The sequence below is a fragment of the Corynebacterium sp. Marseille-Q2823 genome, assembly GCF_903645345.1.
In the GTDB taxonomy this organism is placed as follows: Bacteria; Actinomycetota; Actinomycetes; order Mycobacteriales; family Mycobacteriaceae; genus Corynebacterium; species Corynebacterium hiratae.
Window position 1 is genome coordinate 316,421 of record NZ_CAHJXS010000003.1, and the last position, 25,867, is coordinate 342,287.

The 25,867-nt window shown below is 63.1% G+C and carries 22 protein-coding genes and 2 pseudogenes; 16 read left to right on the top strand and 8 right to left on the bottom strand.

Annotation, left to right across the window (positions count from 1 at the left end):
* Window positions 1-3 precede the first annotated feature (3 nt).
* Window positions 4-2,102 (bottom strand): annotated as a pseudogene (gene malQ, locus HWX44_RS05365) (4-alpha-glucanotransferase).
* Window positions 2,103-2,195: 93 nt separating this feature from the next.
* On the opposite strand from malQ, the gene HWX44_RS05370 reads away from it, so the two are divergent.
* Entirely contained in the window at window positions 2,196-4,037 is a 1,842-nt protein-coding gene (locus tag HWX44_RS05370) for an AMP-dependent synthetase/ligase (protein ID WP_175973512.1), read from the top strand.
* Window positions 4,038-4,195: 158 nt separating this feature from the next.
* A complete protein-coding gene (locus HWX44_RS05375; RefSeq protein ID WP_070513599.1) occupies window positions 4,196-4,876 on the top strand; it encodes a hypothetical protein in 681 nt (226 codons plus the stop codon).
* A 180-nt stretch (window positions 4,877-5,056) separates the two neighbouring features.
* Here the strand turns inward: HWX44_RS05375 and HWX44_RS05380 are convergent, their stop codons facing one another.
* Together HWX44_RS05380 and HWX44_RS05385 are read right to left on the bottom strand one after the other, a co-directional pair.
* Window positions 5,057-6,124, bottom strand: coding sequence for a CNNM domain-containing protein (locus tag HWX44_RS05380; protein ID WP_175973514.1), 1,068 nt, complete (start codon window positions 6,122-6,124; stop codon window positions 5,057-5,059).
* Window positions 6,124-7,497, bottom strand: coding sequence for a hemolysin family protein (locus HWX44_RS05385; RefSeq protein ID WP_175973516.1), 1,374 nt, complete (start codon window positions 7,495-7,497; stop codon window positions 6,124-6,126). The genes HWX44_RS05380 and HWX44_RS05385 overlap by 1 nt, the downstream gene beginning before the upstream one ends.
* A gap of 140 nt (window positions 7,498-7,637) precedes the next feature.
* On the opposite strand from HWX44_RS05385, the gene hemW reads away from it, so the two are divergent.
* The 10 genes from hemW (at window position 7,638) to HWX44_RS05435 (ending at window position 18,115) form a co-directional block, all read left to right on the top strand.
* The gene (hemW, locus tag HWX44_RS05390) at window positions 7,638-8,774 is read left to right on the top strand and encodes a radical SAM family heme chaperone HemW (protein WP_175973518.1); all 1,137 of its coding nucleotides are present in this window, start codon (window positions 7,638-7,640) and stop codon (window positions 8,772-8,774) included.
* Between the two features lie 637 nt (window positions 8,775-9,411).
* On the top strand, window positions 9,412-10,446 hold the full coding sequence (gene hrcA / locus HWX44_RS05395) for a heat-inducible transcriptional repressor HrcA (protein ID WP_175973520.1): 1,035 nt from the start codon (window positions 9,412-9,414) through the stop codon (window positions 10,444-10,446).
* A gap of 54 nt (window positions 10,447-10,500) precedes the next feature.
* A complete protein-coding gene (dnaJ, locus tag HWX44_RS05400) occupies window positions 10,501-11,643 on the top strand; it encodes a molecular chaperone DnaJ (RefSeq protein ID WP_102233707.1) in 1,143 nt (380 codons plus the stop codon).
* Entirely contained in the window at window positions 11,643-12,383 is a 741-nt protein-coding gene (locus HWX44_RS05405) for a 16S rRNA (uracil(1498)-N(3))-methyltransferase (protein WP_175973522.1), read from the top strand. The genes dnaJ and HWX44_RS05405 overlap by 1 nt, the downstream gene beginning before the upstream one ends.
* Window positions 12,384-12,393: 10 nt before the next feature.
* On the top strand, window positions 12,394-13,359 hold the full coding sequence (locus tag HWX44_RS05410; protein ID WP_175973524.1) for a PhoH family protein: 966 nt from the start codon (window positions 12,394-12,396) through the stop codon (window positions 13,357-13,359).
* Window positions 13,356-13,931: an rRNA maturation RNase YbeY gene (ybeY, locus tag HWX44_RS05415; RefSeq protein ID WP_175973526.1), complete on the top strand. Its 576-nt coding sequence runs from the start codon at window positions 13,356-13,358 to the stop codon at window positions 13,929-13,931. Before HWX44_RS05410 ends, ybeY begins: the two co-directional genes overlap by 4 nt.
* 115 nt (window positions 13,932-14,046) lie before the next feature.
* Window positions 14,047-14,895: a pyridoxal kinase PdxY gene (gene pdxY / locus HWX44_RS05420; protein ID WP_175973528.1), complete on the top strand. Its 849-nt coding sequence runs from the start codon at window positions 14,047-14,049 to the stop codon at window positions 14,893-14,895.
* Between the two features lie 726 nt (window positions 14,896-15,621).
* Entirely contained in the window at window positions 15,622-16,617 is a 996-nt protein-coding gene (gene era / locus HWX44_RS05425) for a GTPase Era (protein WP_175973530.1), read from the top strand.
* A gap of 18 nt (window positions 16,618-16,635) precedes the next feature.
* Window positions 16,636-17,352 (top strand): DNA repair protein RecO, encoded by a 717-nt coding sequence (gene recO / locus HWX44_RS05430; protein WP_175973532.1) that lies wholly within the window; start codon window positions 16,636-16,638, stop codon window positions 17,350-17,352.
* 10 nt (window positions 17,353-17,362) lie between these two features.
* Complete coding sequence (locus tag HWX44_RS05435) at window positions 17,363-18,115, top strand: isoprenyl transferase (RefSeq protein WP_175973534.1); 753 nt, start codon at window positions 17,363-17,365, stop codon at window positions 18,113-18,115.
* A 45-nt stretch (window positions 18,116-18,160) separates the two neighbouring features.
* Here HWX44_RS05435 and HWX44_RS05440 read toward each other — a convergent pair whose 3' ends face one another.
* The 4 genes from HWX44_RS05440 to HWX44_RS05455 all read right to left on the bottom strand — a co-directional run bounded on the left by HWX44_RS05440 (window position 18,161) and on the right by HWX44_RS05455 (window position 19,786).
* The gene (locus HWX44_RS05440) at window positions 18,161-18,355 is read right to left on the bottom strand and encodes a helix-turn-helix transcriptional regulator (protein WP_175973536.1); all 195 of its coding nucleotides are present in this window, start codon (window positions 18,353-18,355) and stop codon (window positions 18,161-18,163) included.
* 3 nt (window positions 18,356-18,358) lie between these two features.
* Complete coding sequence (locus HWX44_RS05445) at window positions 18,359-18,808, bottom strand: hypothetical protein (RefSeq protein WP_071406982.1); 450 nt, start codon at window positions 18,806-18,808, stop codon at window positions 18,359-18,361.
* A gap of 231 nt (window positions 18,809-19,039) precedes the next feature.
* Window positions 19,040-19,459: a Fur family transcriptional regulator gene (locus HWX44_RS05450; RefSeq protein WP_071406981.1), complete on the bottom strand. Its 420-nt coding sequence runs from the start codon at window positions 19,457-19,459 to the stop codon at window positions 19,040-19,042.
* Between the two features lie 27 nt (window positions 19,460-19,486).
* Window positions 19,487-19,786, bottom strand: a complete 300-nt coding sequence (locus HWX44_RS05455) for an ArsR/SmtB family transcription factor (RefSeq protein ID WP_070517872.1) — start codon at window positions 19,784-19,786, stop codon at window positions 19,487-19,489.
* Window positions 19,787-19,976: 190 nt separating this feature from the next.
* On the opposite strand from HWX44_RS05455, the gene HWX44_RS05460 reads away from it, so the two are divergent.
* Genes HWX44_RS05460 through HWX44_RS05470 form a run of 3 tightly spaced genes read left to right on the top strand, consistent with a single transcriptional unit; the run spans window position 19,977 to window position 22,296 of the window.
* The gene (locus HWX44_RS05460) at window positions 19,977-21,356 is read left to right on the top strand and encodes a glycine--tRNA ligase (RefSeq protein ID WP_175973537.1); all 1,380 of its coding nucleotides are present in this window, start codon (window positions 19,977-19,979) and stop codon (window positions 21,354-21,356) included.
* Window positions 21,356-21,874, top strand: a complete 519-nt coding sequence (locus HWX44_RS05465; protein ID WP_158381599.1) for a hypothetical protein — start codon at window positions 21,356-21,358, stop codon at window positions 21,872-21,874. Before HWX44_RS05460 ends, HWX44_RS05465 begins: the two co-directional genes overlap by 1 nt.
* Window positions 21,874-22,296, top strand: a complete 423-nt coding sequence (locus HWX44_RS05470; protein ID WP_175973539.1) for a hypothetical protein — start codon at window positions 21,874-21,876, stop codon at window positions 22,294-22,296. The genes HWX44_RS05465 and HWX44_RS05470 overlap by 1 nt, the downstream gene beginning before the upstream one ends.
* Before the next feature lie 905 nt (window positions 22,297-23,201).
* Here the strand turns inward: HWX44_RS05470 and HWX44_RS05475 are convergent.
* A pseudogene (locus tag HWX44_RS05475) lies at window positions 23,202-25,236 on the bottom strand (TPM domain-containing protein).
* Window positions 25,237-25,279: 43 nt separating this feature from the next.
* Here HWX44_RS05475 and HWX44_RS05480 point away from each other — a divergent pair.
* Window positions 25,280-25,864: a YdcF family protein gene (locus HWX44_RS05480; RefSeq protein WP_175973541.1), complete on the top strand. Its 585-nt coding sequence runs from the start codon at window positions 25,280-25,282 to the stop codon at window positions 25,862-25,864.
* The last annotated feature ends 3 nt before the right edge of the window (window positions 25,865-25,867 follow it).

The following is a 25,867-nucleotide window of genomic DNA, read 5'->3' on the forward strand; positions in this document are numbered from 1 at the left end:
GCTTTAGCGTTCGTCCCCTGGCCTCTTGGCGGCTTGGGCGAGGCGCTGGTAGAGCTCCTGCTTCGGTAGATCCTCCAAGAGGACGGGATCGCCGGCGGTATTGCACAGCGGGATGCACCAGTTGGGGTACTGGTCCTTCGTCGTGCCCGGCTGGTTCTGTGCGCGCACGTCACCGACCATATCCACCACATTGGTGACCGTCAGCGCCGAGGGGGTTCCTGCGATGTAACGGTGCAGGGCAACCAACACGTCCTCTTCGTTCTTGCGGTTCTCCAACATGCCATAGGCCTGCAGGTTATCCTTGACCTCTTCCTGCCACGCGCGGTCCTCGGCCTCTTCTTCCGCCACCGGGCGGGTCAACAGACCCAGGCGGGCGCGCAGTGCGATGTGGTCACCGCGCAGGAAGGCGAGCGTTGGCGGCAGATCGTGCGTGCCCACCGAGGACATCGCCATGTGGCGGTATTGATCCTGCGGGCGCGGGGTGGGGCCTTCGTTGGCGTGCTCAAACCAGATGATCGTGGTGCCAAGTACTCCCATGTCCTGCAGGGCATTCTGGACCCAGGGTTCCAGGGTGCCCAGGTCTTCGCCCACGAGGACCGCGCCGGCGCGCTCGGCCTCGAGCGCGAGGATGCCGAGCATGGCTTCCCAGTCATAGGTCACGTAGGTGCCGTTGAGCGGGGTGGACTGGCGCGGGATCCAGTAGAGGCGGAACAGGCCCAGCACGTGGTCGACGCGCAGACCGCCAGCGTTGCCCAGCATCGTGCGCAGCAAATCGCGCCACGGCTCGTAGCCGGCTTCTGCCAGACGGACCGGGTGCCACGGCGGCTGCGACCAGTCCTGGCCCTGCTGGTTATAGTCATCCGGCGGAGCACCCACCGAGCACTGGGGAGCCAGGTACTCGGAGAGGTTGACAGCATCGGCACCAGCGGGGTGGATGCCCACGGCCATATCGGTGATAAGCCCGATGCTCATGCCGGCGTCGAGCGCGCGGCGCTGGGCGGCATCCAGCTGCTCATCGCAGAGGAACTGCAGCCAGGAATAGAACTCGGCTAAGTCGTTGACGTCGAGGCTCAGCGCGTGGCGGCGGCCGCTGTGGCGATCCAGCTCAGTCTCTGCACACCACAGCGCGAAGTTGCGCAGCCCGCGGCCTTCGCGGCGCTGGTATTCACTAAACGCGGTGCGGCGTTCCGGGGTCATCCCCTGGTTGAAGAGCTCTTGCAGTACCTGCAGCTTGGCCTCGAAGATGGAATCACGGTCGATCTCTTCGGCAGACCGGTTGCGTTCGCGGAACTCGGCGGCGAGCTCGGCGACGTCCTCCTGAAGCTCCGGGCTGAGCAGCTTCAGCTCCGGAATATCCTCGATGCGGATGTAAATCGGGTTGATGAAACGCCGCGTGGTGGGCAGGTAGGGCGAATCCTCCACTGGCGGGATTGGCTCGCCCGCGTGCAGCGGGTTAATAAGGAGGAAGTCATAATCGGGCGCCAAGGTCTCCGCCAACTCGGCGAGGTCCCCGAAGTCACCCATGCCCCAGGACTTTTCCGAGCGCACCGAATACAGCTGCGCCATCGCGCCCGCCGCGGGGCGGTCAAGGTAGCGATCCGCAGTGCTGAGGTGATTGGGCACCACGATGAGCGGGCACTCGTGTTCGCCGATGCCGGGCGAGGACAAGCGCAGCTTGTGAAAACCTAAGGGCAGGTCCCCGGGAACGTGGAAGCTGGCCTCGCCCCACATGGTTCCGGCGACGTCGGCAGCCGGGGCGTCGTTCGGATCCTGGTAGGTCGGCCGCGTCTCGCCGTTTTCCAGCTCGATGGTCACGGTGGCGGGGTCGCCGTCGTGGACGTGGACGGCAAAGCCTTTTCGGCGCCTTCGCGGGCCACCACGCACGGCGGCAGCGGGCGGGAGGCACGCTCGAGGTAATCCTCGAACAAGGCTTGGGTTAGCTCTTCATCGTCCGGACGGTCGGAGATAGAGACGCCGAGTGCGCGCAGCGTATAGGTAATAGTCTCCTCGCTGACGTACACGGGCTGTCCGTTCTGGGCGGTGTACTCGCAGGCCACACCGTGGCGTTGGGCAAGTTCTTGAAGCAGATCACGGGTAGTCACATCCCCCAATTGTGCCACGCCCTCCACGAGCGCGGGAGAAATCCGGTTGGTAGAGTGGGCTGGAATTTACTTTTTGTGGGAAAGGACACAACTGTGACTTTGAATGAAGCGCACACGAAAGCGGAGTTCGAGATCAAAGACGGGGAGACCTGCCTTACCGCCATGATGGCCACGGCGCACGCCCGCCCACATGGCGTGCTGTTTACCCGCCCCGCGAACTATGAGTGGGTCAACGTCACTGCCAAGGAATTCGTGGAGGAAGTCTACGCGGTGGCCAAGGGCCTCATCGCTTTCGGCGTGGAGCAGGGCGACCGCGTGGCTCTTATCTCTACCACCCGCTATGAGTGGTCCCTATTGGACTACGCCATCTGGGCGGCCGGTGCTATCTCCGTTCCGGTGTACCCTTCTTCTTCCATGTCCCAGGTCCAGTGGATCATCGAGGATTCCGGTGCCGTCCTCGCCATTACGGAAACCCGTGAGCACTCCGAGCTGGTCAAGCACCTGAAGCTGCAAGAGGACGGCACCCCACAGTTGCACGGCTCTCCTTCCCAGCTGCGCCGCATCCTAGAGATCAACTCTTCCGCCATCGATACGCTGAAGTTTGAGGGCCGCGATGTCAGCGATGACACCGTCGACCAGCGCATCGAAGCCACGGGCACCGATGACGTCGCTTCGCTGGTCTACACCTCGGGTACCACCGGGCGTCCCAAGGGTTGCATGCTGACCCACCGCAACTGGCTGGCGGAGGCCCGCGGCCTGCTGACCAACCCCATCGGTGCTATCGCCGTGCCGGGCTCCCACGTTCTGACCTTTTTGCCGCTAGCGCACGTCTTTAGCCGCGCGGTGTCCCTCGCGGTCACCATCGGCGGCGCGTCCCAGAACCACTGGTCCGACTTCAGCACCATCACCATTGAATTCGCGCGTTCCCGCCCGAACCTGATCCTGGGCGTGCCGCGCGTGTTTGAGAAGGTACGCAACGGCGCTTCCGCCAAGGCCCATGGTTCTTCTGCAGTCAAGGGCGCCATCTTCGATCGCGCTGAGAAGGTCGCTATTGAGTACTCGAAGGCACTGGATACCCCGGAGGGGCCCAACCGAGTTCTTAAAGCCAAGCGCAAGGCCTATGACAAGCTGGTCTACGGCGCCATTCGTCAGGCCATGGGCGGCGAAGTCAAGTACTGCATCTCCGGTGGCTCGGCCATCTCGCAGGACCTGTTGCACTGGTATCGCGGCATCGGCGTGACCATCTACGAGGGTTACGGCCTGACCGAAACCGCGGCTGCGGCCGCCGTGGACTTCGTGGACCAGTCCATCGGCACCGTTGGCCCGCCGCTGGGTGGAACGACGCTGCGCATTAACGACGACGGCGAGATCATGATCAAGGGCGATATCGTTTTCAAGGGCTACTGGCAGAACGAGGAGGCCACAGAGAACTCCCTGCAGGACGGCTGGTACAACACCGGTGACCTGGGTGAGATTGATGAGGACGGCAAACTCGTTATCACCGGCCGCAAGAAGGACCTCATCGTCACCGCTGGCGGTAAGAACGTCTCGCCGGGGCCGATGGAAGATATCCTGCGCTCCCACCCGCTGATTTCCCAGGCCATGGTGGTCGGCGACGGCAAGCCTTTCATCGGCGTCTTGCTCACACTCGATGAGGATGCGCTCAAGCGCTGGAAGGCCGATCACAACATTTCTGCGACCAAGGGCATGCGTGAGGTGGCAGCGGATCCGGCACTACGCGCGGATATCCAGGACGCCATCAACCAGGTCAACGCTACGGTCTCCCACGCCGAGGGCATCAAGAAGTTCGTCATCCTCGACCAGGACCTCACCGAGGAAAGCAACGAGCTCACCCCCACGATGAAGGTGAAGCGCTATGTCGTGGCGCAGCGCTACGCAGCGGATATCGAGCGCCTCTACGCCGGCAAGAAGTAACGGCGGCGCAGGTACGGTCCGGCGGCATGCAGCCGCTGGACGGAGTCTGTGAATTCCTTCGGAGTGTCGCGCAGACCCACGGGAGAATCTCTAATAGAGTCAGCGGGGTCAGAAAAACTCTAAACCTCAACTAGAGGTTCTCGCGGAAAGGGCAGCCTATGCACAAAATCGCAGCCGAGCTGCGCCACCGTGAGCTGACCCAAGAAATCTATAACATCGGCGACGAAGTCGTTGACTACATCGAGCACCTCATCGAGGCCATCGAGGACTGGGATGATGAACTTTCCCTCGACTGCTTGGCTGAGCTGGGGGACATTGTCGAGGACGCCCGCGTGGATTCTGGGCGTTGTGTCGGTGAGCTCATCGGCCTGCGCCACGCGCTGGTCTCCGGGCTGAAGTCCGGCACCATCTCTGCTGCTTCCTCCGGTGACAATGATGTCGAGGAGCCGAAGCAGCTTACCGCCCGCGCGTTGGCTGAGGGCTTGCCCATCTCCGGCCCGCCCGTCGTGGTTTCGGAGCTGGCAGAAACCCTGCGTGGCCGCACCGCCGCGGTGGCCGCCTACCTGCGCGAGCTCGTCGAGTACGTGCTGGCGCAAACCGACGCCGTGGCCCGCAACCTCGACGTGGTCTCCTTGCCGAACCTGTACAAGCGAGCCGGCGAGTCCGCCCTTATCGCCGTGCAGGCTTGGCGTCACACCGTCGTTGAGGCGCACCCCGCCTTCGTGCGCACCATGCGTGGGCATAACCCGCCGCCCTTCCTAGAGGAGCGCGCGCGTATCGACGCCGTCGTTGCCCGTGTGCGCGCCAAGCGCCAGAAGAAGGCCGCCACGACCGCCTAGTCGCCGCATCACAGACTTCCTTGTTGCCAACACACAAGGATTACCTAAGAAGAGCGCCACCGAGACTCCCTCTCTCGGTGGCGCTCTTCGTTGCTAGTGTGGCACGAATAACTTTGCGTGCCACCGCCTAGCTTCGTGTGCCACGCTTAGCTTCGTGTGTCACCGTCTAGCGCGTAAGCGCTAGACCCCTGGGTTCTTCGACGCCGGTGCGGCCTGGTCCAGCTGCTCCGTAATCTGCGGCCACAGCTGACCCATGATGTCATCCCAGGTCAAAATCCACACCGTCTTGTCCTTGGTGGGCTTGCCCACGACCACGAGCTGCTCGTTGCGGGCGCGCATCTGGTCCAGCGTCTTCTGCACGGTAGAGGAGGAGCCCACCGCCAGTGCGGGGCGGGAGAAGTCCAGTACCGGAGTTTCCGGGTCCGCGAGCAAAGTATCGCGCACGTGAACGATGCGCGGGATGCGCGAGGTACGCGGGTAGACCAGCACGCGCATGATGGACTTGCGCACCACGAGGTCATGAAGCTCAGCCACGGTGGCATCGGAGGATAGCGGCAGGATTTCCGAGCCGTGCTCGCGGGCCAACTGTGCGGCCGTGGAAGCTTCCAGCTCGATGACGCCGGTGATCTGGTTCGCGGAGTCGTCGTCAAGCGTGCCCGTCAGACGCGAGTGCTCGACCAGGTGGCGCAGGGTCTCCGCGTCATAGCCGGCCGCACCAGCGCGGTCGACGGGTTCCTCGCCGGCCATCGTCACCAGCTTGTTGGCCATCTTGTTGATCCAGAGCAGCAGCGGACGGAAGAGCCAGATGAAGCCGCGGGCGGGCACCGCGATGAGCTGGAGGGCGGTCTCCGGGTGAGCAATGGCCCAGGACTTCGGCGCCATTTCACCGATGACCAGGTGCAGGAAGGTCACGACGAAAAGGGCCAGCAGGAAGGAAACGACGTCAGCAACGCCCAGCGGCAGGCCAAGGGCCTCCAGTGGCGTCATCAACAGGTGATGGACCCACGGCTTGGTCACGGCACCCAGGACGAAGGTCGCGGCGGTAATGCCCAGCTGGGCGCCGGCCAGCATGATGGTCAGCTCATTGAGCGAGCGCAGGCCTGCGCGCGAAGCCGCCGAGGATTCCGCGGTTTCCTCCAAGCGGTTGCGGCGCGCGCCCATGAGGGAGAACTCGATGACCACGAAGAACGCGGAAGCAGCGATGATGAGAACAGTGATAAGGAGGTTGAACCACCAGGTATCAGTCATTAGTCATCGTCTCCTTCCGGGAATTCCTCCACGAGCTCGAGTGCCAGGACGGAGGGAACGTGGCGGTCGATTTCCTCGACGCGCACGTTGAGCGTGCGGATGGGGGCTTCGTCGCCGTCGACCCAATCTTCCGGCTCGGCCTCAAGCTCGATGGAAAGCTCTTCGCCTTCTTCCGGCAGCGTGCCGGAATGCGCGATGAGCAGGCCGGCGACGGTTTCGAAATCGCCCTCGGGCAGGTCGTGGCCGATGGCGCGCTCGACCTCGTCGATGGGTGTGTCACCGTCGACGATCCAGTGGGTCTCGTCCTGCTCGGTGATCTCCTCGGTCTCTTCGAGGTCGTGCTCGTCGGTGACATCGCCGAGGATCTCCTCGGCCAAGTCCTCCATGGTCACGATGCCCACGAAGCCGCCGTATTCGTCGATGACGCAGGCGAGTTTCTCGTCGGCGTCGCGCAGCTCCGTGACGACGTCGGGAAGCGGCATAAGCTCTGGCACCACCACGGGTTCCTTCATGATTTCGCGGGCTGGGGTAGCCGGAGGCAGCTCGGTGCCCAGAACATCGTAAAGGTGGACCACGCCGATGGGATTGTGCTCATCATCGATGATGGGGTAGCGCGTGTGGTTCTCCGACATCATCTCGCGGACCTCACCAATGGTGGTGTCCGGCTCGATGACATCCACGCGCGAGCGCGGAATCATGGCGTGTCCCACGTCGTGTTCGGGGAAGTCGAGGAGGCGGTCGAGCACCAGGTAGGTGTCCTCATCCAAGTCGCCGGCCTCGTGGGAAGCATCGACGATGGACTCCAAGTCATCGGTGGTGGCAGAAGAATCGACATCCTCCACCGGCTCGATGCCGAATAACTTGAGCAGGGCATTGGAGGAATACTCGAAGAAGTGGATGAGCCAGCCAAAAATCTTGAGGTACCACATCGTCGATGCGGACAGCCACAGCGCTGACTTCATGGGGGCTGCGATGGTGTAGTTCTTCGGGAAGAGCTCGGCGAAGAGCATGGTGAGAACCGTCGAAATAGCAAGCGCCGCCACGGTGCCTACCGCGACGGATACACCCGTGGGCACGCCCACGCCGCCCAGCAGCTGGCCCAGGCCTTGGCCCACGAGGGGCTCGGCCACATAACCGATGAGCAGGCCGGTAATCGTGATACCCAGCTGCGCGCCGGAGAGCATGAAGGATGTCTTTTGCGTGATCTTTAAGGCGCGCTCCGCGGGCTTATCCCCAGTCGCTGCGCGCTGGCGCAGCTGCGTGCGGTCCACCGACATGAAGGCGAATTCCTGCGCCACGAAGTAGGCGTTGGCCACGATAATGAGAGCGATGACGGCGAAACCCGCCACAATCATCAGGATGGCAGATAACACGGCTTACCCCACCGCCTTAAAGAGGCGGCGGGGACATCGACTCGGAGGTTCCACTTAAAAGAGGCCTTTCTTCACTATCGGGGTTGCAAATCTGCACTATAGACTACCGCTTTAACGGCGCTGTCGGATACTTTGTTCCCATGGATCCCTTTGGTCTCTACATTCACGTTCCTTTCTGCGCCTCCCGTTGCGGTTACTGCGACTTCAACACCTATACCCCGGGTGAGCTGGGAGGGGACCTGACCAGCGATTATCTGGCTGCTCTGGAGAAGGAACTGGAGATGGCGGCGGCGCAGGTGGGCCGCGAAGCGGAGACCGTTTTTATCGGCGGCGGCACGCCGAGCCTGCTGGGTGCCGACGGCCTGGGCCGTGTCTTGTCGAAGGTCCGCGATACCTTCGGCCTCGCCCTAGGCGCGGAGGTGACCACAGAATCCAACCCGGAATCCACCTCGCCGGAGTACTTCGCCGGGCTTCTCGACGCCGGCTTCCCCCGCCTGTCCCTCGGCATGCAGTCCGCCTCGCCGGGCGTACTCGCTGTGTTGGAGCGAGCCCACACGCCGGGCCGCGCCTTCGATGCGGCGCGCGAAGCCATCGATGCGGGTTTCGAGCACGTCAACTTGGACATGATTTATGGCACGCCGACAGAAGAGGACGCCGACGTTGCCCTGACACTGGAGCGCGCCCTGGAGACCGGGGTGGATCACATCAGCGCGTATTCGCTCATCGTGGAAGATGGCACGCGTATGGCCCGCAAGGTATCGAAGGGCCTGCTGCCAGCCCCGGATGAGGACGTGCTGGCCCGGCGCTACGAGATGATCTCCTCCACGCTCGAAGCCGAAGGTTTCGAGTGGTACGAGGTGTCCAACTGGGCCAAGCCGGGCGGGGAGTGCCAGCACAACCGCATCTACTGGGTAGACGGCAATTGGTGGGGCGCGGGCCCAGGCGCGCATTCGCACCTGGGCAACGAGCGCTTCTTCAACGTGAAGAACCCGCGGACCTACATCAAGGCTGTCAGCGAGGGGGAGCTTCCCATCAAGGAGCGCGAGCAGCTCAGCGCCGCCGACCGCCACACCGAGCGCATCATGCTGGGCCTGCGCCTGCGCGAGGGCATCCCGTCCTCGTGGCTAGCGCCGGCCGCCGAGCCCGTCGCCGCGCGCTTCATCGAGCGCGGCCTGTTGGAGCACGCCGGCGACCACCTCCGCGTGACCAAGGCGGGCCGCTTGCTCGCGGACGGCATCGTCACCGACCTCCTCGTCGCCGAAGACACCGCTCACTAGCGGCTTGCCCCACCTGCGGGCCGGCCTCCAAGTCCGCATCAGCTGGCTGATTAGCGGCCTGCATCGATGCTCGAAGATGGTTCCAGTGGAAAGGCTCCAGTCATAAGGTTTGTTTGGGGGGCAAACAAACCTTCCTTAGGCTGCTAGAAGGTTCGTTTGGGGGCAAGTAAACCGTATGACCTGAACCATCTGAGTAGAACCAGCTGTGTGATGCAACCGCGAAGCTGCGAAGAAGTGGCTAGGCCTTGGCCTTTCGACGTCGAGGAGACATGGGGACTTAAAGTTAGCCCCGCCGGGAAATGGTTAGTTTCTCTCTCCACGTCGAGAAACCTGTTAGTCGTCCTCGATACGGTTAGTCTTTTTAAGTGGTCCTTCTAGTTTGGTCCCATTAATTTGGTCCCTTTACGGCGAAAAGGGACCATCTACCGCAGGAATCACGCCCGCAGATGGTCTCTTTGCTCTCAAAAGAGACCAGACTAAAGGGACCATCAGCATTCGAGCCACCTAGAAGCGCCTGATGAACCCTTCTAGAAGCACATTATGGAACCACCTGGAAGTTGTAGCGGACTGCCAGCGCGCCTAGGAAGGTTGTCACCAGATCTCACCATCGCCCGCCAGAATGGATAGCCTTAAAGACATGTCTAGCTCCACCGATGCCCGCCGCCAAGAAGTCCTGCGCGCCATCGTCGCGGACTACATCGCCTCGCAATCGCCGGTCGGCTCCAAGGCCCTGCTCGAGCGCTACCAGCTGGGCGTGTCCTCGGCGACGATTCGCAATGACATGGCCGTGCTCGAAGCCGAAGGCCTCATCGCCCAAGAACACACCAGCTCCGGGCGCGTGCCCACGCAGAAGGGCTACCGCCAGTTCGTCGACACGCTCCACGACGTCAAGCCGCTCTCCAAGGCCGAGCGCCGCGCCATGCTCACCTTCCTCGAAGGCGGCGTCGATTTGGAAGACGTCCTGCGCCGTTCGGTCCAGCTGCTGGCCCAGGTGACCAAGCAAGCTGCCGTGGTGCAGATGCCCAACCTCAAAGTCTCCCGCGTCAAGCACTGCGAGGTCGTAGCTTTGTCACCGGTGCGCCTGCTGCTGGTGCTGATTACGGATAATGGGCGCGTCGATCAGCGCAATGTGGAGCTCGATGACGTGATCGACCCCGAGCAGACCCACCGCCTGCGCGATATCCTCAACACCGCCCTGGAGGGCAAGACTCTCACCGATGCTTCGGCGGAGCTGGCCGCGCTTGTCGACGACTCCCCAGCCGACATCCGCCCCCACCTCCTCAAGGCGGCGACGACGCTGATTGAGACCCTCGTGGAACAGCCTTCCGATCGCCTGATCATGGCGGGAACCTCTAACCTCACCCGCGTGGCCCTGCCCGAGGGCCTGCCGTCGATCATCGAGGCCCTGGAAGAGCAGGTCGTGGTGCTGAAATTGCTGGCCCGCGTGCCAGACCTGGGCAATGTTTCGGTCTCCATCGGCGAGGAAAACGAGGCCGATGAGCTGCGCCAAACCTCCGTCGTGGCCACGCGCTATGGATTCGGCACCGGCTCGGAGGCCGCAGCACTCGGCGGGCTCGGTGTGGTGGGTCCGACGTATATGGACTACTCGGGAACAATCTCCAAGGTCTCTGCCGTTGCACGCTATGTGAGTGAAATTCTGGCGGGCGAGTAAGCTGGCCCGTCGGATTAGATTTAGCATCAACGAGATATAGAAGGATGACAGTACGTGGCTCGTGACTACTACGGCATTCTTGGTGTAGAAAAGTCGGCGTCGGATGCCGAGATTAAGAAGGCCTACCGCAAGCTGGCGCGCAAGTACCACCCGGACGTGAACCCGGGCGATGACGAGGCCGCGGAGAAGTTCCGCGAGGCTTCCCTTGCGCAGGAGGTTCTGCTGGATCCGCAGAAGCGCCGGGTTGTGGACATGGGTGGTGACCCCATGGAGGAGCGCGCAGCCCAGGGCGGCGGCTTTGGTGGTTTCGGTGGCGGCGGCCTCGGGGATATCTTCGCCGAGTTCTTCGGCGGGGGAGCTGCCTCCCGCGGTCCGCGTTCCCGCGTGCAGCCGGGCGATGATGCGCTCCTGCGCACCACCATTACCCTCGAGGAGGCCTATAGCGGCGTGAAGCAGCAGGTTAAGGTCGATACCGCTGTGGTCTGTGACCGCTGTGAGGGAACCGGTTCCGAGTCCAAGTCCAAGCCCGTGACCTGTGATCACTGCGGCGGCATGGGCCAGGTCCAAGAGGTCCAGCGCAGCATGCTGGGCAACATGATGACCACCCGCGATTGCCCGAAGTGCTACGGCTTCGGCGAAGTGGTCACCGATCCTTGCGGCCACTGCGGAGGCGATGGCCGCGTGCGCAAGCGCCGCGATATTACGGTGAACATCCCCGCCGGCATTGGTGATGGCATGCGCATCCGCATGGCCTCCCAGGGCGAGGTCGGTCACGGCGGCGGCCCCGCTGGCGACCTGTACGTTGAGGTGCATACCCAGCCGCACCCCGTCTTCGAGCGCAACGCCGATGACCTGCACCTGACCGTGCGCGTGCCCATGGTGGATGCCGCCCTCGGTGCTTCCTGCACCGTCGAGCAGCTTGACGGCGAGGAGCTCACCATCGATATCGCTCCGGGCACCCAGCCGGGCGAGTCCATTACCGTGCAGGGCAAGGGCATGCCGCGCCTGCGCACCGATGGTTATGGCAACCTCTTTGCCCACGTCGACGTCGTCGTCCCGACCGACCTGGATAAGAAGACCCGCGAGGCCCTCGAAAAGGTCCGGGCTGCCGGCCACGGCGGCACCGAGGTGCACCGCGCCGACGATGACCACGGCGAGTCCCTCTTTAGCCGCTTCCGCGATAAGTTCCGCCGCTAATGTCTCTGCCTGTTTTCCTCCACCCGGACCTGTCCCTTGCTGAGGTCGGCCAGCCCGTGGGCCTCGACGGCGCGGAGGGCCGCCACGCGGTCACCGTCAAGCGCATGGGCCCAGGGGAGCACCTGGTCCTGATAGATGGGTCCGGGCGCCGCGCCACCGCGACCATCACCGATACGCAGGGCAAGGACACGCTGGCCGCGCTTGTCGACGACCTCGCGATCATCCCCGAACCCTCCCCGCGCGTCATCGTGGTCCAGGCCATCCCGAAGTCGGAGCGCTCCGAGCTCGCCGTCGACCTGGCCACCCAGGCCGGGGCGGATGAGATCATCGCCTGGCAGGCGGATCGCTGCGTGTCCAAGTGGGATGCCAAGAAGGCCCCGAAGGCGCTAGCCAAGTGGGAATCCGCGGCCGTGGCGGCCGCTAAGCAATCGCGCCGCGCGCGCGTGCCCGCCGTGCGCGGCCCGCTGACCACCCGCCAGCTGTGCCAGGAAGTCTCCGGTGCTCGCGCGCTGGTCCTCCACGAGGACGCCGAGGCTCGGCTCAAGGATCTTGCTGACCTCGACTCCGCCGAGACCATCTACCTGCTGGTGGGCCCGGAGGGCGGCATCGGCGCGGAGGAACTAGCCCGCCTGCGGGAGGCCGGGGCGACGGCGATCAAGTTGGGGCCGGAGGTGTTGCGGACGGCGTCGGCAAGCATGGTGGCGTTGGCCAGCATCGGCACCCTGACTGCGCGCTGGTAGCCTTTTGGGCGTGCCTATTATCACCACCAAGTTTGATCTCGATTCCGCCTACCTCGCCACCGTGCTGGGGCCGGCGGACGATAACCTGCGCGTTTTGGGCAACCTCGTGGGCGTGGACCTCTTCGCTCGCGGCACCACAGTCACGGCTGCCGGACCGGATTATGAGGTGGCCCGCGCACGCAAGGTTTTAGAGGAGCTCGAGGCGATTGCCCGCCGTGGACATCCGGTGAGCACGGATACCGTGAAGCACACTCTGGACCTGGTGGCCGTGGAGGCCCCGGCGTCTGTGTCCGAGACGCTCGCGGCCGATATCGTCTCGCGCCGCGGCAAGGCTGTGCGGCCGAAGACTCTTGGGCAGTCGCGCTACGTGCAGGCCATCGATGAGAACACGATTGTCTTCGGTATTGGCCCCGCCGGTACCGGTAAGACTTACCTGGCGGTGGCCAAGGCGGTGCAGGCCCTGCGCGCCAAGCAGGTCAGCCGCATTATCTTGACCCGCCCGGCGGTTGAGGCGGGGGAGAAGCTGGGCTTTTTGCCCGGCACACTCAATGACAAGATCGACCCCTACCTGCGCCCGCTGTACGACGCTTTGCGGGACATGATCGATCCGGAGATGATTCCGAAGCTCATGGAGGCCGGCATCATCGAGGTCGCACCCCTGGCCTATATGCGCGGACGCACGCTCAACGATGCCTTCGTCATCCTCGACGAGGCCCAAAACACCACCCCGGCACAGATGAAAATGTTCCTGACTCGTTTGGGCTTTGGTTCTACCATCGTGGTGACCGGCGATATTTCCCAGGTGGACCTGCCGGGCGGGCAGGTCTCCGGTCTGCGTCTGGTGCGCCGCATTCTCAAGGGGGTGCCGGATATTCACTTCGCGGAGCTGGGCGCGGCCGACGTGGTGCGCCACCAGCTGGTCGGGCGCATTGTCGAGGCCTACGATAACTTTGCTGAGCAGGAGGAGAAGAAATGAGCATCGAGTTTATTAACGAGTCCGGTTATGACGGCGTGAACGAGGAGATGCTGATCGACGTCTGCTCCTACGCCCTCGGCCGCCTCGACGTGAATCCGGACGCTGAGTGCACGATTACTGCGGTGGATCTGGATACCATCGCGGAGCTGCACGTGCGCTGGATGGACCTGGAAGGCCCGACCGACGTGATGAGCTTCCCCATGGATGAGCTCACCCCTGGCGCTAGCGCTGGCCGCCCCGACGCGGTGGAGGCCGGCCCCGCCATGCTGGGGGATATCGTGCTCTGCCCGGAGTTTGCCCAGCGCCAGGCCACGGCCGCCGGCCACTCGCTGGGCCACGAGCTGGCTCTGCTGACCGTGCATGGTTGCCTGCACCTGCTGGGCTATGACCACACCACCGCAGCGGAGGAAAAGGAAATGTTTGGCCTGCAGAATGAGCTGCTGGCGGACTGGTACGAGGACTTGGCAGCACGCGGCGTGAGCTACCAGCCCAAGCCTTCTGGTCCGAAGGCCTTCCCGGATGCGGCCGAGCGCGCCGAGCTGGACAAGGAAGTCCCCGGCGGCGGAATCTAAAGTGACTCGGCAAGGGTTTAGCGCCACTCCAGACACGGCCACGCTAAAACAGTTTCTTTGCTTAAATGAGGCCAATCGTTGAGGTGCTGCGTGGGGCGTAGCACAATAGGGGATTATGAACATCCTCTCCATTCAGTCCCATGTCACCTTCGGCCACGTGGGCAACTCCGCAGCAGTCTTTCCACTTCAGCGCGCTGGCCATGAGGTGTGGCCTATCTACACGGTGAACTTCTCCAACCACACCGGTTATGGCGATTGGGGCGGGCCGATGATCCCGGCGGAAGAGGTCACGGCGATTGTGGATGGCATCGAGAAGCGCGGCGCTTTTCCGCGCATTGATGCTATCTTGTCTGGCTACCAGGGCGGTCCGGACATCGCCGGCGCCATCGTGGATGCCGTGAACCGCATCAAGGCTGTGAACCCGAATGCCCTCTATGCCTGCGACCCAGTGATGGGCAACGCCAAGTCCGGCTGCTTCGTCTCCGATGAAATCCCGCCGCTGCTGCGCGACAAGGTCGTTCCTGTTGCGGACATCATCACCCCGAACCAGTTTGAGTTGGGCTACCTAACCGATTCCGAGGTGGGCACCTTGGAGCAGACCCTCGCCGCGGTGAAGCGCGCGCAGGAGATCGGCCCGAAGACCGTGCTGGTGACCTCGGTGCAGCGCCCAGAGACCAGCGAGGACGAGATTGAGATGCTCGCCGTTGATGGTGAGCGCGCCTTCCTGGTCACTACCCCCAAGCTGCCGTTTAAGCGCAATGGTTCGGGCGATGTCACGGCCTCGCTTTTCACCGGCCACTACGTGGAGACGCATGATGCGAAGGAAGCGCTCAAGCGCACCGCGTCTTCAGTCTTCGACTTGCTGCAGAACACCTACGAAGCGGACTCCCAGGAGCTGCTGCTCATCGAGTCGCAGGACGTCTTTGCCAACCCGCAGCTGCAGTTCCAGGTCACGGAGCTCTAGCTTTCACGCCTTGGCCCCGGCCTCGGCTGCGCGCCTTGGCCCTATGTGGCCCTGCGCGTCAGCCTTCGCTGTGGCCCCGCAAAAGGCGTCCGGCAAATGGCATCCCGCAGAAGGCATCTGTCAAAAGGCGTTTTCACGCCTGAAAACGCCTTTTGCGGCGTCCAGATGGCGTTTTTACCACCAAAGACGCCCTTTGACAGACGCCATTTGCAAGATGCCATGTGGCGCAAGCTTTTTGCAGTCGCCATGCGGCGGATACGCTCGCGCCATCAACTTTCACCCTCACCTCACCGCTGCTTCCGCGGCCCTCCCTTTAAAGATGTGGTTTCCAGCCATAAGGTTCTACTCACATGGTTCGGGTCAGAAGGTTCGCTTGGGGGCAAACAAACCTTCTGGAGGCCTCTAGATGGTTCGTTTGGGGGCAAGGAAACCTTACGACTAGAACCGCCTGACTCGAACCATCTGCAGGGCGGATGACCCCCGGAGGAGCACAGAAGGTCCCTTTAGTCTGGTCCCTTCGCACACTAAAGGGACCATTTAGCACGCGAAAACCGGCACCAGATGGTCCCTTTGCACAGAGAAGGGACCAGAGTAGAAGGACCAAACTACAAGAACCATCTGCCGGTGCATCGGCAGGAAGCTCTCGGGGCTGCACGGCGAGAGCCAAACCAGAGCGATACAACAAGAACGGGTCTCGGCAGCTCGTGCGTTATGATATGAGGCAATATGAGCACTGATTTCGATGCCGCCTTCGCCGACCTGCCAGCCGAGGGCGAAGCCAACGCCGCCGACTATTCGCAATACACCGACACGCCCGAGGGCTTCCGCTCCGGCTTCGTGTCTTTCGTCGGCCGCCCCAACACCGGCAAGTCCACCCTGACCAACGCCCTGGTGGGGCAGAAGATCGCCATCACGGCTGACCAACCCGAGACCACCCGCCACCCCATCCGCGGCCTGGTCCACCGCGAGGACGCGCAAATCGTCCTCGTCGACACCCCCGGCCTGCACCGCCCGCGCACCTTGCTCGGCGAGCGACTCAACGAGGTCGTCAAAGACACCTACGCCGACGTCGACGTCATCGGCCTGACCATCCCCGCGGATGAAAAAATTGGCCCCGGTGATCGCTGGATCCTGGAGAACGTGCGTAAGGTCGCCCCGAAGACCCCCATCATCGGCATCGTCACCAAGCTGGATAAAGCATCCAAGGACCAAGTCGGCGCCCAGCTGCTCGCCCTGCATGAGCTGCTCGCCGAAGAGAACCCCGATGCCGTGGTCATCCCAGTTTCCGCCACCGAGCGCGTGCAGCTGGATGAGCTGACCCAGGTCATCGTGGACCACCTCCCCGAAGGCCCCAAGTTCTACCCCGATGACCATGTCACCGACGAAGACCAGTCCAAGCGCATCGCAGAGCTCATCCGCGAAGCCGCGCTCTCCGGCCTGAAGTACGAGCTCCCGCACTCCGTGGCAGTCGAGGTCGACGAAATCCTGCCCAGCCAGGAACGCCCCGACGTCCTCAACGTCCACGCCATCCTCTACCTGGAGCGCCCTGGCCAAAAGCGCATCATCGAGGGCAAAGATGGCCGCCGCTTCCGCCGCATCGTGGGCACCGCCCGCAAGGAAATCATCCAGCTGCTGGGCCAGAACGTCTACCTTGACCTGCGCATTAAGGTTTTGAAGAACTGGCAATCGGACCCGAAGGCGCTGGGCCGCCTGGGCTTCTAAGAGCTGGCGAGCTTCTACATGCGGGAGAATTTCCGCGACCGCGCCCTCGTCATCCGCACCTACGATTTCGGCGAGGCGGATCGCATCATCGTGCTCTTGACCCGCCACCACGGCCTCGTGCGCGGGGTGGCCAAGGGTGTTCGCCGCGCCAAATCGCGCTTCGGCTCGCGCCTGCAGCTCTTTGTCAACCTCGACGTGCAGCTGTATCCCGGCCGCAACCTCTACACCATCTCCCAAGCCGATACCGTTGACTACTTCGGCGCGCGCATCATCGAGGACTACGAGCGCTACACCGCCGCCTGCGCCGCCCTCGAATCCGCCGAGCGCCTCGCCGCCGCCGATGCCCCCGGGGACCCCTACCTCTACGATGCCTGCGTCGATATCCTCAACCAACTCCAGCACGGAGATCCGCTCATGCTTCTCGACGCATTCCTCCTCAAAGCCATGTCCCACGCCGGCTGGGCACCCAGCCTTTTCGATTGCGCCCAGTGCCAAAGGCCCGGCCCCCACCACGCCTTCCACCCGGCCGTGGGCGGAGCTGCCTGCCACCAATGCCGCCCGCCGGGAGCCGCCGAGGTGGACCCGGAAACCCTGCACCACATGTGGCTTATCGCTCACGATCACCCCAGCCAGCCGACGAACGCCCAAGCCCAAGAGGCCCATCGCCTCACCCGCGCGCACCTGCAATGGCACCTTGAGCGAAGCGTTGGCGCGCTGGGCATCATGGAACAGTAGACTGTAATCCGTGATTACGCCTGACCCGAACCGAGTCCTTCATCCGCCCGCTATCCCGCAGGAGTTCCTGCCGCGCCACATCGCACTGGTCATGGACGGCAACGGCCGCTGGGCGGAGGAGCGCGGCATGAAGCGCACCGAAGGTCACCGTCGGGGAGAAGCCGTGCTTCTCGACGTCGTCGATGCCTGCCTTTCCCTCGGTGTTCCTTATCTTTCCGCCTATGCTTTCTCCACCGAGAATTGGCGCCGCAGCGCGGAGGAAGTCCGCTTCCTCATGGGCTTTAACCGCGACGTGCTGCGCCGCCAGCGCCACTGGCTCAACGAGAGGGGAGTGCGCGTGGTGTGGGCCGGCCGCCGCCCGCGCCTGTGGCGCTCCGTGATCAAGGAGCTCGAGGCCGCCGAGGAGCTCACCAAGGACAACACCACGATGACCCTGGTGATGTGCGTGAATTACGGTGGGCGCGCCGAGCTTGTCGACGGCATCCGGGAACTCGCCGAGCAAGTCTCCCGCGGCGACCTGGACCCGCGCTCCATCAACGAGAAGACGGTGAGCTCGGTGATGTATGACCCCGATATGCCGGACGTGGATCTGTTCTTGCGCCCCTCCGGTGAGAAGCGCACCTCCAACTTCCTGCTCTGGCAGTCGGCTTATGCAGAGATGATTTACCAGGACAAGCTCTTCCCGGATTTCACTCCGGAAGACTTGTTTGCCGCGGTGGAGGAGTACGCGCGGCGCGACCGCCGCTTCGGCGGCGTCAAGTAGCGCCGTTGGGGAGCGAAGGAGCGCGCGGGGGGTTGCCGCGCGCTTTTAGGCATCTGGGATGAAAATGTCCTCGATGCGGCAGGAAAAGTGACGCGCGATCTGAAAAGCGAGGGGAAGCGATGGATCGTAGCGCCCTTTTTCAATGCTGATGATGGTTTGGCGCGAGACTCCTAATTCGGTGGCAAGACCTTGCTGTGAGAGCCCGTGTTCTTCTCGTATTTCCTTGAGCCGATTATCCACGGCTTAACTCGCAGCCTTCTTGTGCGCGGCGTAGCTGATACCAAAGGTGCCAGTAACAAAAACGCCCAGGATGATAGTGAGCAGAGTGCCGGAAACGTGGAACTCCCAGAAGGAGGAGATGACGCCTAGTCCACCGATGGCAAAAAGCATGGCGTGCAGTGTGTTTTCGGAAGCCTGCGAATACCAGTGGGACTCGATGGAGTTCTCTGGGTCTGGCGTGGCCCCGTCGATAGTGGAGCGATCCACCATGAATGCCCAGCTAGCCACCGTGGTTACTGGGAGAAGGCACAAAGCGTAGACCGCAAAAGCGAGCCACGGCGCTTCTTGATGCACGAATGCAGCAATGGCAGCTCCGGCTGTCGTGGCGAGAGCTAGGCCCGCGGCTAGGGAAAGGACGATGAGTTTGGCTTGGGTGCCGCCAAATTTGGGGCGGCCAAAACGAGTGGTGCGCATGGTTCTCCTGTCAGCGATGTCTGTAAAGCGTGCTTTACTGACACTATATGTCAAGTGTCCTTTACTGTAAAGGGTGCTTTACCTGGCTTGCCTGACGGGAAAGGGGTTGTCGCTGGTAGTGGGCAAAAGAAAAATCCTCAGCCGCCGCTAGTTTAGGGCTGGCTGAGGGGACAGGTTTTCTGCGAAAGAAAGACTCCCTACACGGGAAAGGCTAGGCGCGGTAAAAAGCTTCTATGACGCAGCGGAGCAGTTGGCGCAGATGCCGAAGATTTCGGCATCGTGCCCGGTCAGCTCGAAGTCGTGCTTCTTGGCTACCGAGGAGGCCCACTCTTCAATAGGGCCGCCGTCGATTTCCTCGGTGCGGCCGCATTTCGTGCACACCAGGTGGTGGTGGTGCGCATCGCTTTCGCAGTGGCGGTAGAGAGTTTCACCGGAGGGCATGTGGAGCGCGTCGACAGCGTCGATCTCCGAGAGTGATTGGAGCGTGCGGTAGACGGTGGTGAGGCCGACTTTTTGGTTACCGTCGATAAGCGCCTGGTGAATGTCCTTGGCAGAGACGAACTTGTCGAGACTACGCAGGACCTCAACGACGGCGGTGCGCTGGCGGGTATTGCGAGCACCGAGTTTGGGAATACTGTCGTGGATGGACATGGCGCCTAGTTTATCAACACACTTCCATTAAGCGGTGGCCAGTGAGGCGTCGCGAAGCAAGGGCAGCACCTTAGGCGCCACCAGAGAATAGCGAACCTCGCGGCCGGTGCGCTCACTGTCGACGATCTGCGCGCGCTTGAGAACCCGCAGGTGCTGGCTGATAAGCGGCTGCGATTTGCCGGTCGCGGACACCAGCTCGTGGACGTAGTGGTCGCGCTCGGAGAGGCGCTGAATGATATCGATGCGCAGTGGTGAATCCAAAGCGCTAATCACGGTGGCAGCCGCGGCACGATCGAAAGGGAGAGCTTCGCTCTGGGTGTTGGTCACGCCATTCACCTTCAGTCATATCTATTGATGGAGAGTTAAAAAGAGAGCTATCGGTACTATAGCCGAAGAATGCGGAAATGTGTATAAAATGCACCACACTTTTGGGGTGACGGCACGCGGCGGTGAGGGGCACGCTAGACTAGGCCGCACTGTATAAAGACTGTCCCCTACCAGAGGAGTCCCATTAGCTATGGCATCCGTCATTGATACCGTCGTCAGCCTGTGTAAGCGCCGCGGCTTGGTCTACCAGGCAGGTGAAATTTATGGCGGTTCCCGCTCTGCGTGGGACTACGGCCCGCTTGGCGTCGAGCTCAAGGAAAACATCAAGCGCCAGTGGTGGCGCCACATGGTGCAGTCCCGCGATGACGTCGTGGGTGTCGATACATCCGTGATCCAGCCGCGCCAGGTGTGGGTGTCCTCCGGCCACGTCGAGGTTTTCACCGACCCGCTGGTGGAGTCCAAGCACACCGGTAAGCGCTACCGCGCCGACCACCTGATCGAGGCTTACGAGGAAAAGCACGGCCACGAGCCGGAGAACGGCCTTGCGGATATTAATGATCCGGAGACTGGCCAGCCGGGTGACTGGACCGAGCCGAAGGCCTTCTCCGGTCTGCTCAAGACTTTCCTGGGTCCGGTCGACGATGAGCAGGGCCTGCACTACCTGCGCCCGGAGACCGCGCAGGGTATCTTCGTGAACTTCAAGAACGTGATGACCTCGGCGCGTATGAAGCCGCCGTTCGGTATCGCGAACATCGGTAAGTCCTTCCGCAATGAGATCACCCCGGGCAACTTCATCTTCCGCACCCGCGAGTTCGAGCAGATGGAGATGGAGTTCTTCGTCAAGCCGGGCGAGGATGAAGAGTGGCACCAGTACTGGATCGATGACCGCTTCAACTGGTACATCGACCTGGGGATTAAGGAAGAGAACCTGCGCCTCTATGAGCACCCGCAGGAGAAGCTGTCCCACTACTCCAAGCGCACCGTGGACGTGGAGTACGCCTACAACTTCAAGGGCTCCAAGTGGGGCGAGCTGGAAGGCGTGGCCAACCGTACGGACTACGACCTTTCCGTGCACACCAAGGGTTCGGGCGAGGACCTGTCCTACTTTGACCAGGAGTCCGGCGAGCGCTGGACCCCGTACGTCATCGAGCCGGCTGCCGGCCTGGGCCGCGCCATGATGGCCTTCCTCATCGATGCCTACGACGAAGAGGAGGCCCCGAACGCCAAGGGCGGTACCGATAAGCGCGTCGTGCTGCGCCTGGACCGCCGTCTGGCGCCGGTCAAGGTGGCCGTGCTGCCGCTGTCGAAGAAGGAGGAGCTGTCCACACCGGCCCGCGAGCTGGCCAACAAGCTGCGCGCCAACTGGAACGTGGAGTTCGATGTCTCTGGCGCCATCGGCCGCCGCTACCGCCGCCAGGACGAGATTGGTACGCCGTTCTGCGTGACCTATGACTTCGACACCCTCGAGGACAACGCGGTCACCGTGCGTGAGCGCGACTCGATGGAGCAGGAGCGCGTCAAGCTCGACGAGCTTGAGGCTTACCTGGCTGCCCGCCTGGCTGGCTGCTAATGCACTACACCAGCTGGGACCGCAGCGACCGCCAGAACCCGGTCCTCCTCGTGGGGGAGGGTCCGGCGTCGTTGGGCATGTTCCAGGAACGCTCGGCAGATGTGGAAGGCGAGCACTGGCGCTTGGGCCTCGATGACCTGGGCGCGTCGGTGACCTTGGAAGATGACCGTGTCTACCGCCTAGCGGGCAACCCCAAGCGCGATAAGCGCTTGGAGGCCTCGCTGGACGGGCGCACCTTTGCCTTCATCAACGAGGCCGGCGGTGACTGGATTGTTGAGGACCACGAGGGGCTGAAGATCGCCCAGTTCTCCTCCAAGAACTCTGGCGTGCGCAAGGCCATCCTCGAGTTCGAGGGCGAGAACAGCGATGACTCCGATGATCTCAACCACTCGGAGATTGCGGCTTTGAGCTGGTTTACCCGCGTCATTTTGGAGGCTCGGACGCAAAAGACCGCGATCCCGATCATCGCCACGCTGTTGCTCATGACCATCGTCGCCATCATTGCGGTGCTCCTCTGATGCAACGCTGGGTGTGGCGCGATGGGGCGCTGGTGGATGGCGCGGGCGAGGTCATCGCCCGCGTGAGACCGACGGGCCTGCTGCTGCCCGGGACGGGCACCACCATCGCCTTCGAGCACATCCCGGGCGCGCGCCGCTTTACTGTGCGCGGGCCCGACTTTTCGGCGAAACAAACCAGCTTTACGGTCAACAAGCTGCGCGCGATCTGCCAGGGCCGCGAGTACCTGCTTGAGCGCACGAATCCATTCCGCCGCGAGCGCCGCATTCTCGCTCTGTCTGGCCCCGCTGCCGAGGTTGCCCGCACCACCCCGCGGGGCCGCGACCTCGAAGTTGCGGTGGGCGAGCTCCCCTTCACGGACGCCGCCTTCACCAGCTACTGTTGCCTGCTTCTCGACGGCTCCACCCGCCCCCTGCGCACCTAAAACCCACCTTCCGCAGCGCCGCCCATGTGTGCACCGAACCCCTACTTCGCGCTGCTGCCCGCCTAAGCCCACTTCGCTTTCCTGCTGCCTGCCTGCTCGGCGCACGTCCCCTTCTTGCTTCCTGCCTGCTAGGCCGTGCTTTCCGCTCTCTCACAGATGGTCCTTCTGGTTTGGTCCCTCCACTCTGGTCCCTTATGAGTGCAAAGGGACCATGTGGCGCAGCTTTTCGCCTGATAGATGGTCCCTTTACTAGGCAAAGGGACCAGAATAAAGGCACCAAACTAAAGGGACCTTTCGCGATATAACCTGCACCGACATGCGAGTAGTGGAGTTTGTCTTCGAAGAGGAGCTCTCCGAGTGTGTTTGCTCGGCTTGGTATGCCGGTAGAGGGTTCGAGTCAGATGGTTGCAGTCATAAGGTTTGCTTGCCCCCAAACGAACCATCTAGCGCATTGCAGAAGGTTTACTTGCCCCCAAGCGAACCATCTGAGGCGAACCGTTTGACCAGAACCATGTGCATGACCGGTTTACACCAATCATGTACGTGCACCAATCCCGTATCCGTGGATCTACTTGGCCGACAACCGAGTCGGCGCCCAGCGGCCCGGTGTGTGCAAGGGCATCTGGCAAATGGCGTCTGTCAAAAGGCGTCTTTGGGTCTGAAAACGCCATGTAGAGGGTGCAAAAGGCGTTTTTAGCTGTGAAAACGCCATCTAGAAGATGCCTTTTGCAAGGCGCCTTGTGCGAGATGCCATGTGCGACCGCCCTGGTTATGAGATGCCGGGTGTGGGCCGCGGCTTCGAGGCCAGGCGCGGGAAGGAAGAGGGGCTGGGAGGAGCTGGTGCGGGGAGAGAGGAGGGGAAGGAGAGGCGGCTGGGAGGCTAGCGCGGGGAAGGGAGAGGACTGCTAGAAGGAGCCGCCGCGGAAGCCGCCTCCACCGCCGCCGCCCGAGAAGCCACCGCCACCAAAGCCGCCTCCTCCGGAGAAACCACCGCCGAAGCCGCCACCGTGGCCGCGGGAGCTGCCGCCGCCGAGGATTTGGCCAATAACCATGCCGGTGAGGATGTTGCCTGCGGCATCGGTGGCCTGGCGGCGCTGTTCCTGGCGGCGGTAGGCCTCCAGGTCTTCCTTCGCGCGGTTGAGCGAGGTCTGTGCGGCAGACGCGGCATCGCGGGAGTAGTTGAGCGCCGCGCGCAAGTCCTTCGAGGCGGAGTTTTGGGCTTGGGCGAAGAGGCGGGTGGCATCGGCAAGAGCCACACGCGCATCGGGGCCCACCACGCGACCACGCGAGGAGAGCAAGTCCTCAGCTGCCTGGATGGCGGACTCGGCCGCGGCAATCTGCTGGCGGTACAGTGCAATCTGGCGCTCGCGGGTGGCATTGGTTTCGCGGACGGTGTCCAGCTGCTGGTCAAGCTCGCCATCGATAGCCGTCAGCGCCGTGTACTGACCCAGCGGATCGCCCTGACCGTGTTCGCGGGCTGCGCGCAGAGCCTCCCGGGCGCGGGCTAGCAACTCCTCCAAGGCGACCCAATCAGCAGTCGAGCCCTGGGCCTTGCCGCGCTGTTCCAAGTGCTGGCCTTCGGCGATTTCTTCCTCGACCTCATCGATGAGCGCCGGCAGGTTATCGCGAGCCGCGGTGATTGAGTTCTCGGCATTCTCCACGCCATTCAGCAGGCGGTCGGAGACCTCCAGCGCGTGCTCGGCATCGCGGATATAGCCCACCAAAGGGCCCTGTTGGCCAGCGGGCTGGGACTGCAGTTCGCGGCCGCGCTCCAACAGCTTCTCGGCCTCGGTGAGGGAGACCTCCGCCATCTCCGGGTTATCCGCAATGGAGGACAACACCTCCTCGGAATAGGAGCCGCTGAGAGTAGACAAGGTAGCGCGCGCCTGCGGCAAGCGCCCGCGCAGGTCAACCACCCGGCGGGTGAGCTCATCCAGCTTGGAGCTGGCGTTAATGAGCAAGTCACGCATCTTGGCAAAGTCGGCGGCCTGCTCATCCAAGGCATCGTCGGCCTGCCCGCAGGAGGAGATAATCTCCACCAGCATCTGGCGGCGCTCCGCCGTGGTTTCCGGCAGGTTATCTTGCAGCTTTTGCTGCAGCTGGAACGCCTTCTGCAGGGTCAGCGTGGAATGGTTCATCGCGCGCGTAAACGGGCGGGTGCGCTCGGGGCCGAACTCGGCCACCGCAATATCGAGCTCCTCCTTGCCGCGGCGAATCGATTCATCCGTGGAGACCAGCTCCTCCTGCGCCAGCTTCTCCAACGTAGCCATATCCAGGCGGTCCAGCTGCGCGGTATTCCCCGGCTCAATCTGGCGCGCCGACTCCAACGTGGCCGCCGAGTCCTTCTTTGTCTTGCGCCTGTGCCAGACCGCCACCGCCAGCCAGCGCGCCCGCGCCGCCAGCTAGCCACAGGCCTCCCGAGCCATCGGAATCAGAAGCAGCAGAAGCGCCAGAAGAAGACCCCGCAGAACCGGAAGCGGCAGCGTCGACAAGCGCGAGTGCGGAAGCGCCGAACTGGCGGCCGTCGGCAAGCTTGGCGTAGGCCGCCTCATACATCACATCCAGGCGCCCGCGCGGCCAGTCATTGCCCGTCTGCACGCCCACGGTGGAATCATCCACACCCACCACATAGGCTGCGGAATTCGGGCCCTTGGACTGCACAATCTCACCCGCATAGGCTTCCGCACCTTCCGGCAGGGAGGACGCAAAGACCACGAAAATCACCACGTGGTGCTCCTGCTGCAGCGCGCTAATCTTGTCCTCCAACTCGGCCTTTTCCGAGTCCGAGAGCACCCCCGCCTCATCCGTCACCTTATCCGTGAGCGAGGCCGCCTCCGGCGCGGCAACAACGAAGTCCGCAGCCACGGCCGGGCTAGCAGTGGCCAATCCCAACACAAGAGCAGCAAGGGCGGCGCGACCAAAACGAGCAGCAGTAGTCATGCGCACCACGATACCTGCCACCCAACGCTAAAGTGGACAGGCAGTGAAGTACGTTATTGTTCTCGGCGCTGCGCAATACGACGGGCGCCCCTCCCGCATCCTGGCCGGCCGCGTGCGCTTCGCCGCTGAGTACGCCGCCGCGCACGACCTGCCCATTATCACGGTGGGCGGGAACTTGCCCGGCGATAGGTTCACCGAGGCCGGGGTGGCACGGACCTTGCTTGACGACGAACCCCTTAAAGTCACCGCCCTCGAAGAAGGCCTCGACACCCGCAGCGAACTGGCCGCCGCGCGGGAAAAGCTTGGTGTGAGCGAGGCCGTCATCGTCACCGACCCGCTGCACCGCCTGCGCACCTTCCTCATCGCCCGCCAGGAAGGCATCCGCGCCACCGTGCTGGGCACGCCCTATTATCCTTCCCCACGTTTTTCCATCCCCTGGTGGCGCTACCTGGCTCACGAGCTGGGTGGTTTGGCCTACTTGGGTCTGCGCACCCTGCTGGGGGAGGAGCGCACCGAGGGCGTGCGCGCGGCCTTCTATCGCATCGAGCGCCTCATCCGCCCCAACCAGGCCCTGCGCCACCGTGTTATTGGCGCGAGGCAGACCCAGGAAGACCAGGACTCCGCCTAAGCT

Coding starts and splice junctions, on each gene's coding strand:
- ybeY (WP_175973526.1), top strand. CDS start 13,356: ATGAGCATCGAGTTTATTAACGAGTCCGGTTATGACGGCGTGAACGAG.
- pdxY (WP_175973528.1), top strand. CDS start 14,047: ATGAACATCCTCTCCATTCAGTCCCATGTCACCTTCGGCCACGTGGGC.
- HWX44_RS05405 (WP_175973522.1), top strand. CDS start 11,643: ATGTCTCTGCCTGTTTTCCTCCACCCGGACCTGTCCCTTGCTGAGGTC.
- HWX44_RS05445 (WP_071406982.1), bottom strand. CDS start 18,808: ATGCGCACCACTCGTTTTGGCCGCCCCAAATTTGGCGGCACCCAAGCC.
- HWX44_RS05465 (WP_158381599.1), top strand. CDS start 21,356: ATGCACTACACCAGCTGGGACCGCAGCGACCGCCAGAACCCGGTCCTC.
- HWX44_RS05375 (WP_070513599.1), top strand. CDS start 4,196: ATGCACAAAATCGCAGCCGAGCTGCGCCACCGTGAGCTGACCCAAGAA.
- HWX44_RS05380 (WP_175973514.1), bottom strand. CDS start 6,124: ATGACTGATACCTGGTGGTTCAACCTCCTTATCACTGTTCTCATCATC.
- HWX44_RS05460 (WP_175973537.1), top strand. CDS start 19,977: ATGGCATCCGTCATTGATACCGTCGTCAGCCTGTGTAAGCGCCGCGGC.
- recO (WP_175973532.1), top strand. CDS start 16,636: ATGCGGGAGAATTTCCGCGACCGCGCCCTCGTCATCCGCACCTACGAT.
- HWX44_RS05450 (WP_071406981.1), bottom strand. CDS start 19,459: ATGTCCATCCACGACAGTATTCCCAAACTCGGTGCTCGCAATACCCGC.
- era (WP_175973530.1), top strand. CDS start 15,622: ATGAGCACTGATTTCGATGCCGCCTTCGCCGACCTGCCAGCCGAGGGC.
- HWX44_RS05470 (WP_175973539.1), top strand. CDS start 21,874: ATGCAACGCTGGGTGTGGCGCGATGGGGCGCTGGTGGATGGCGCGGGC.
- hemW (WP_175973518.1), top strand. CDS start 7,638: ATGGATCCCTTTGGTCTCTACATTCACGTTCCTTTCTGCGCCTCCCGT.
- hrcA (WP_175973520.1), top strand. CDS start 9,412: ATGTCTAGCTCCACCGATGCCCGCCGCCAAGAAGTCCTGCGCGCCATC.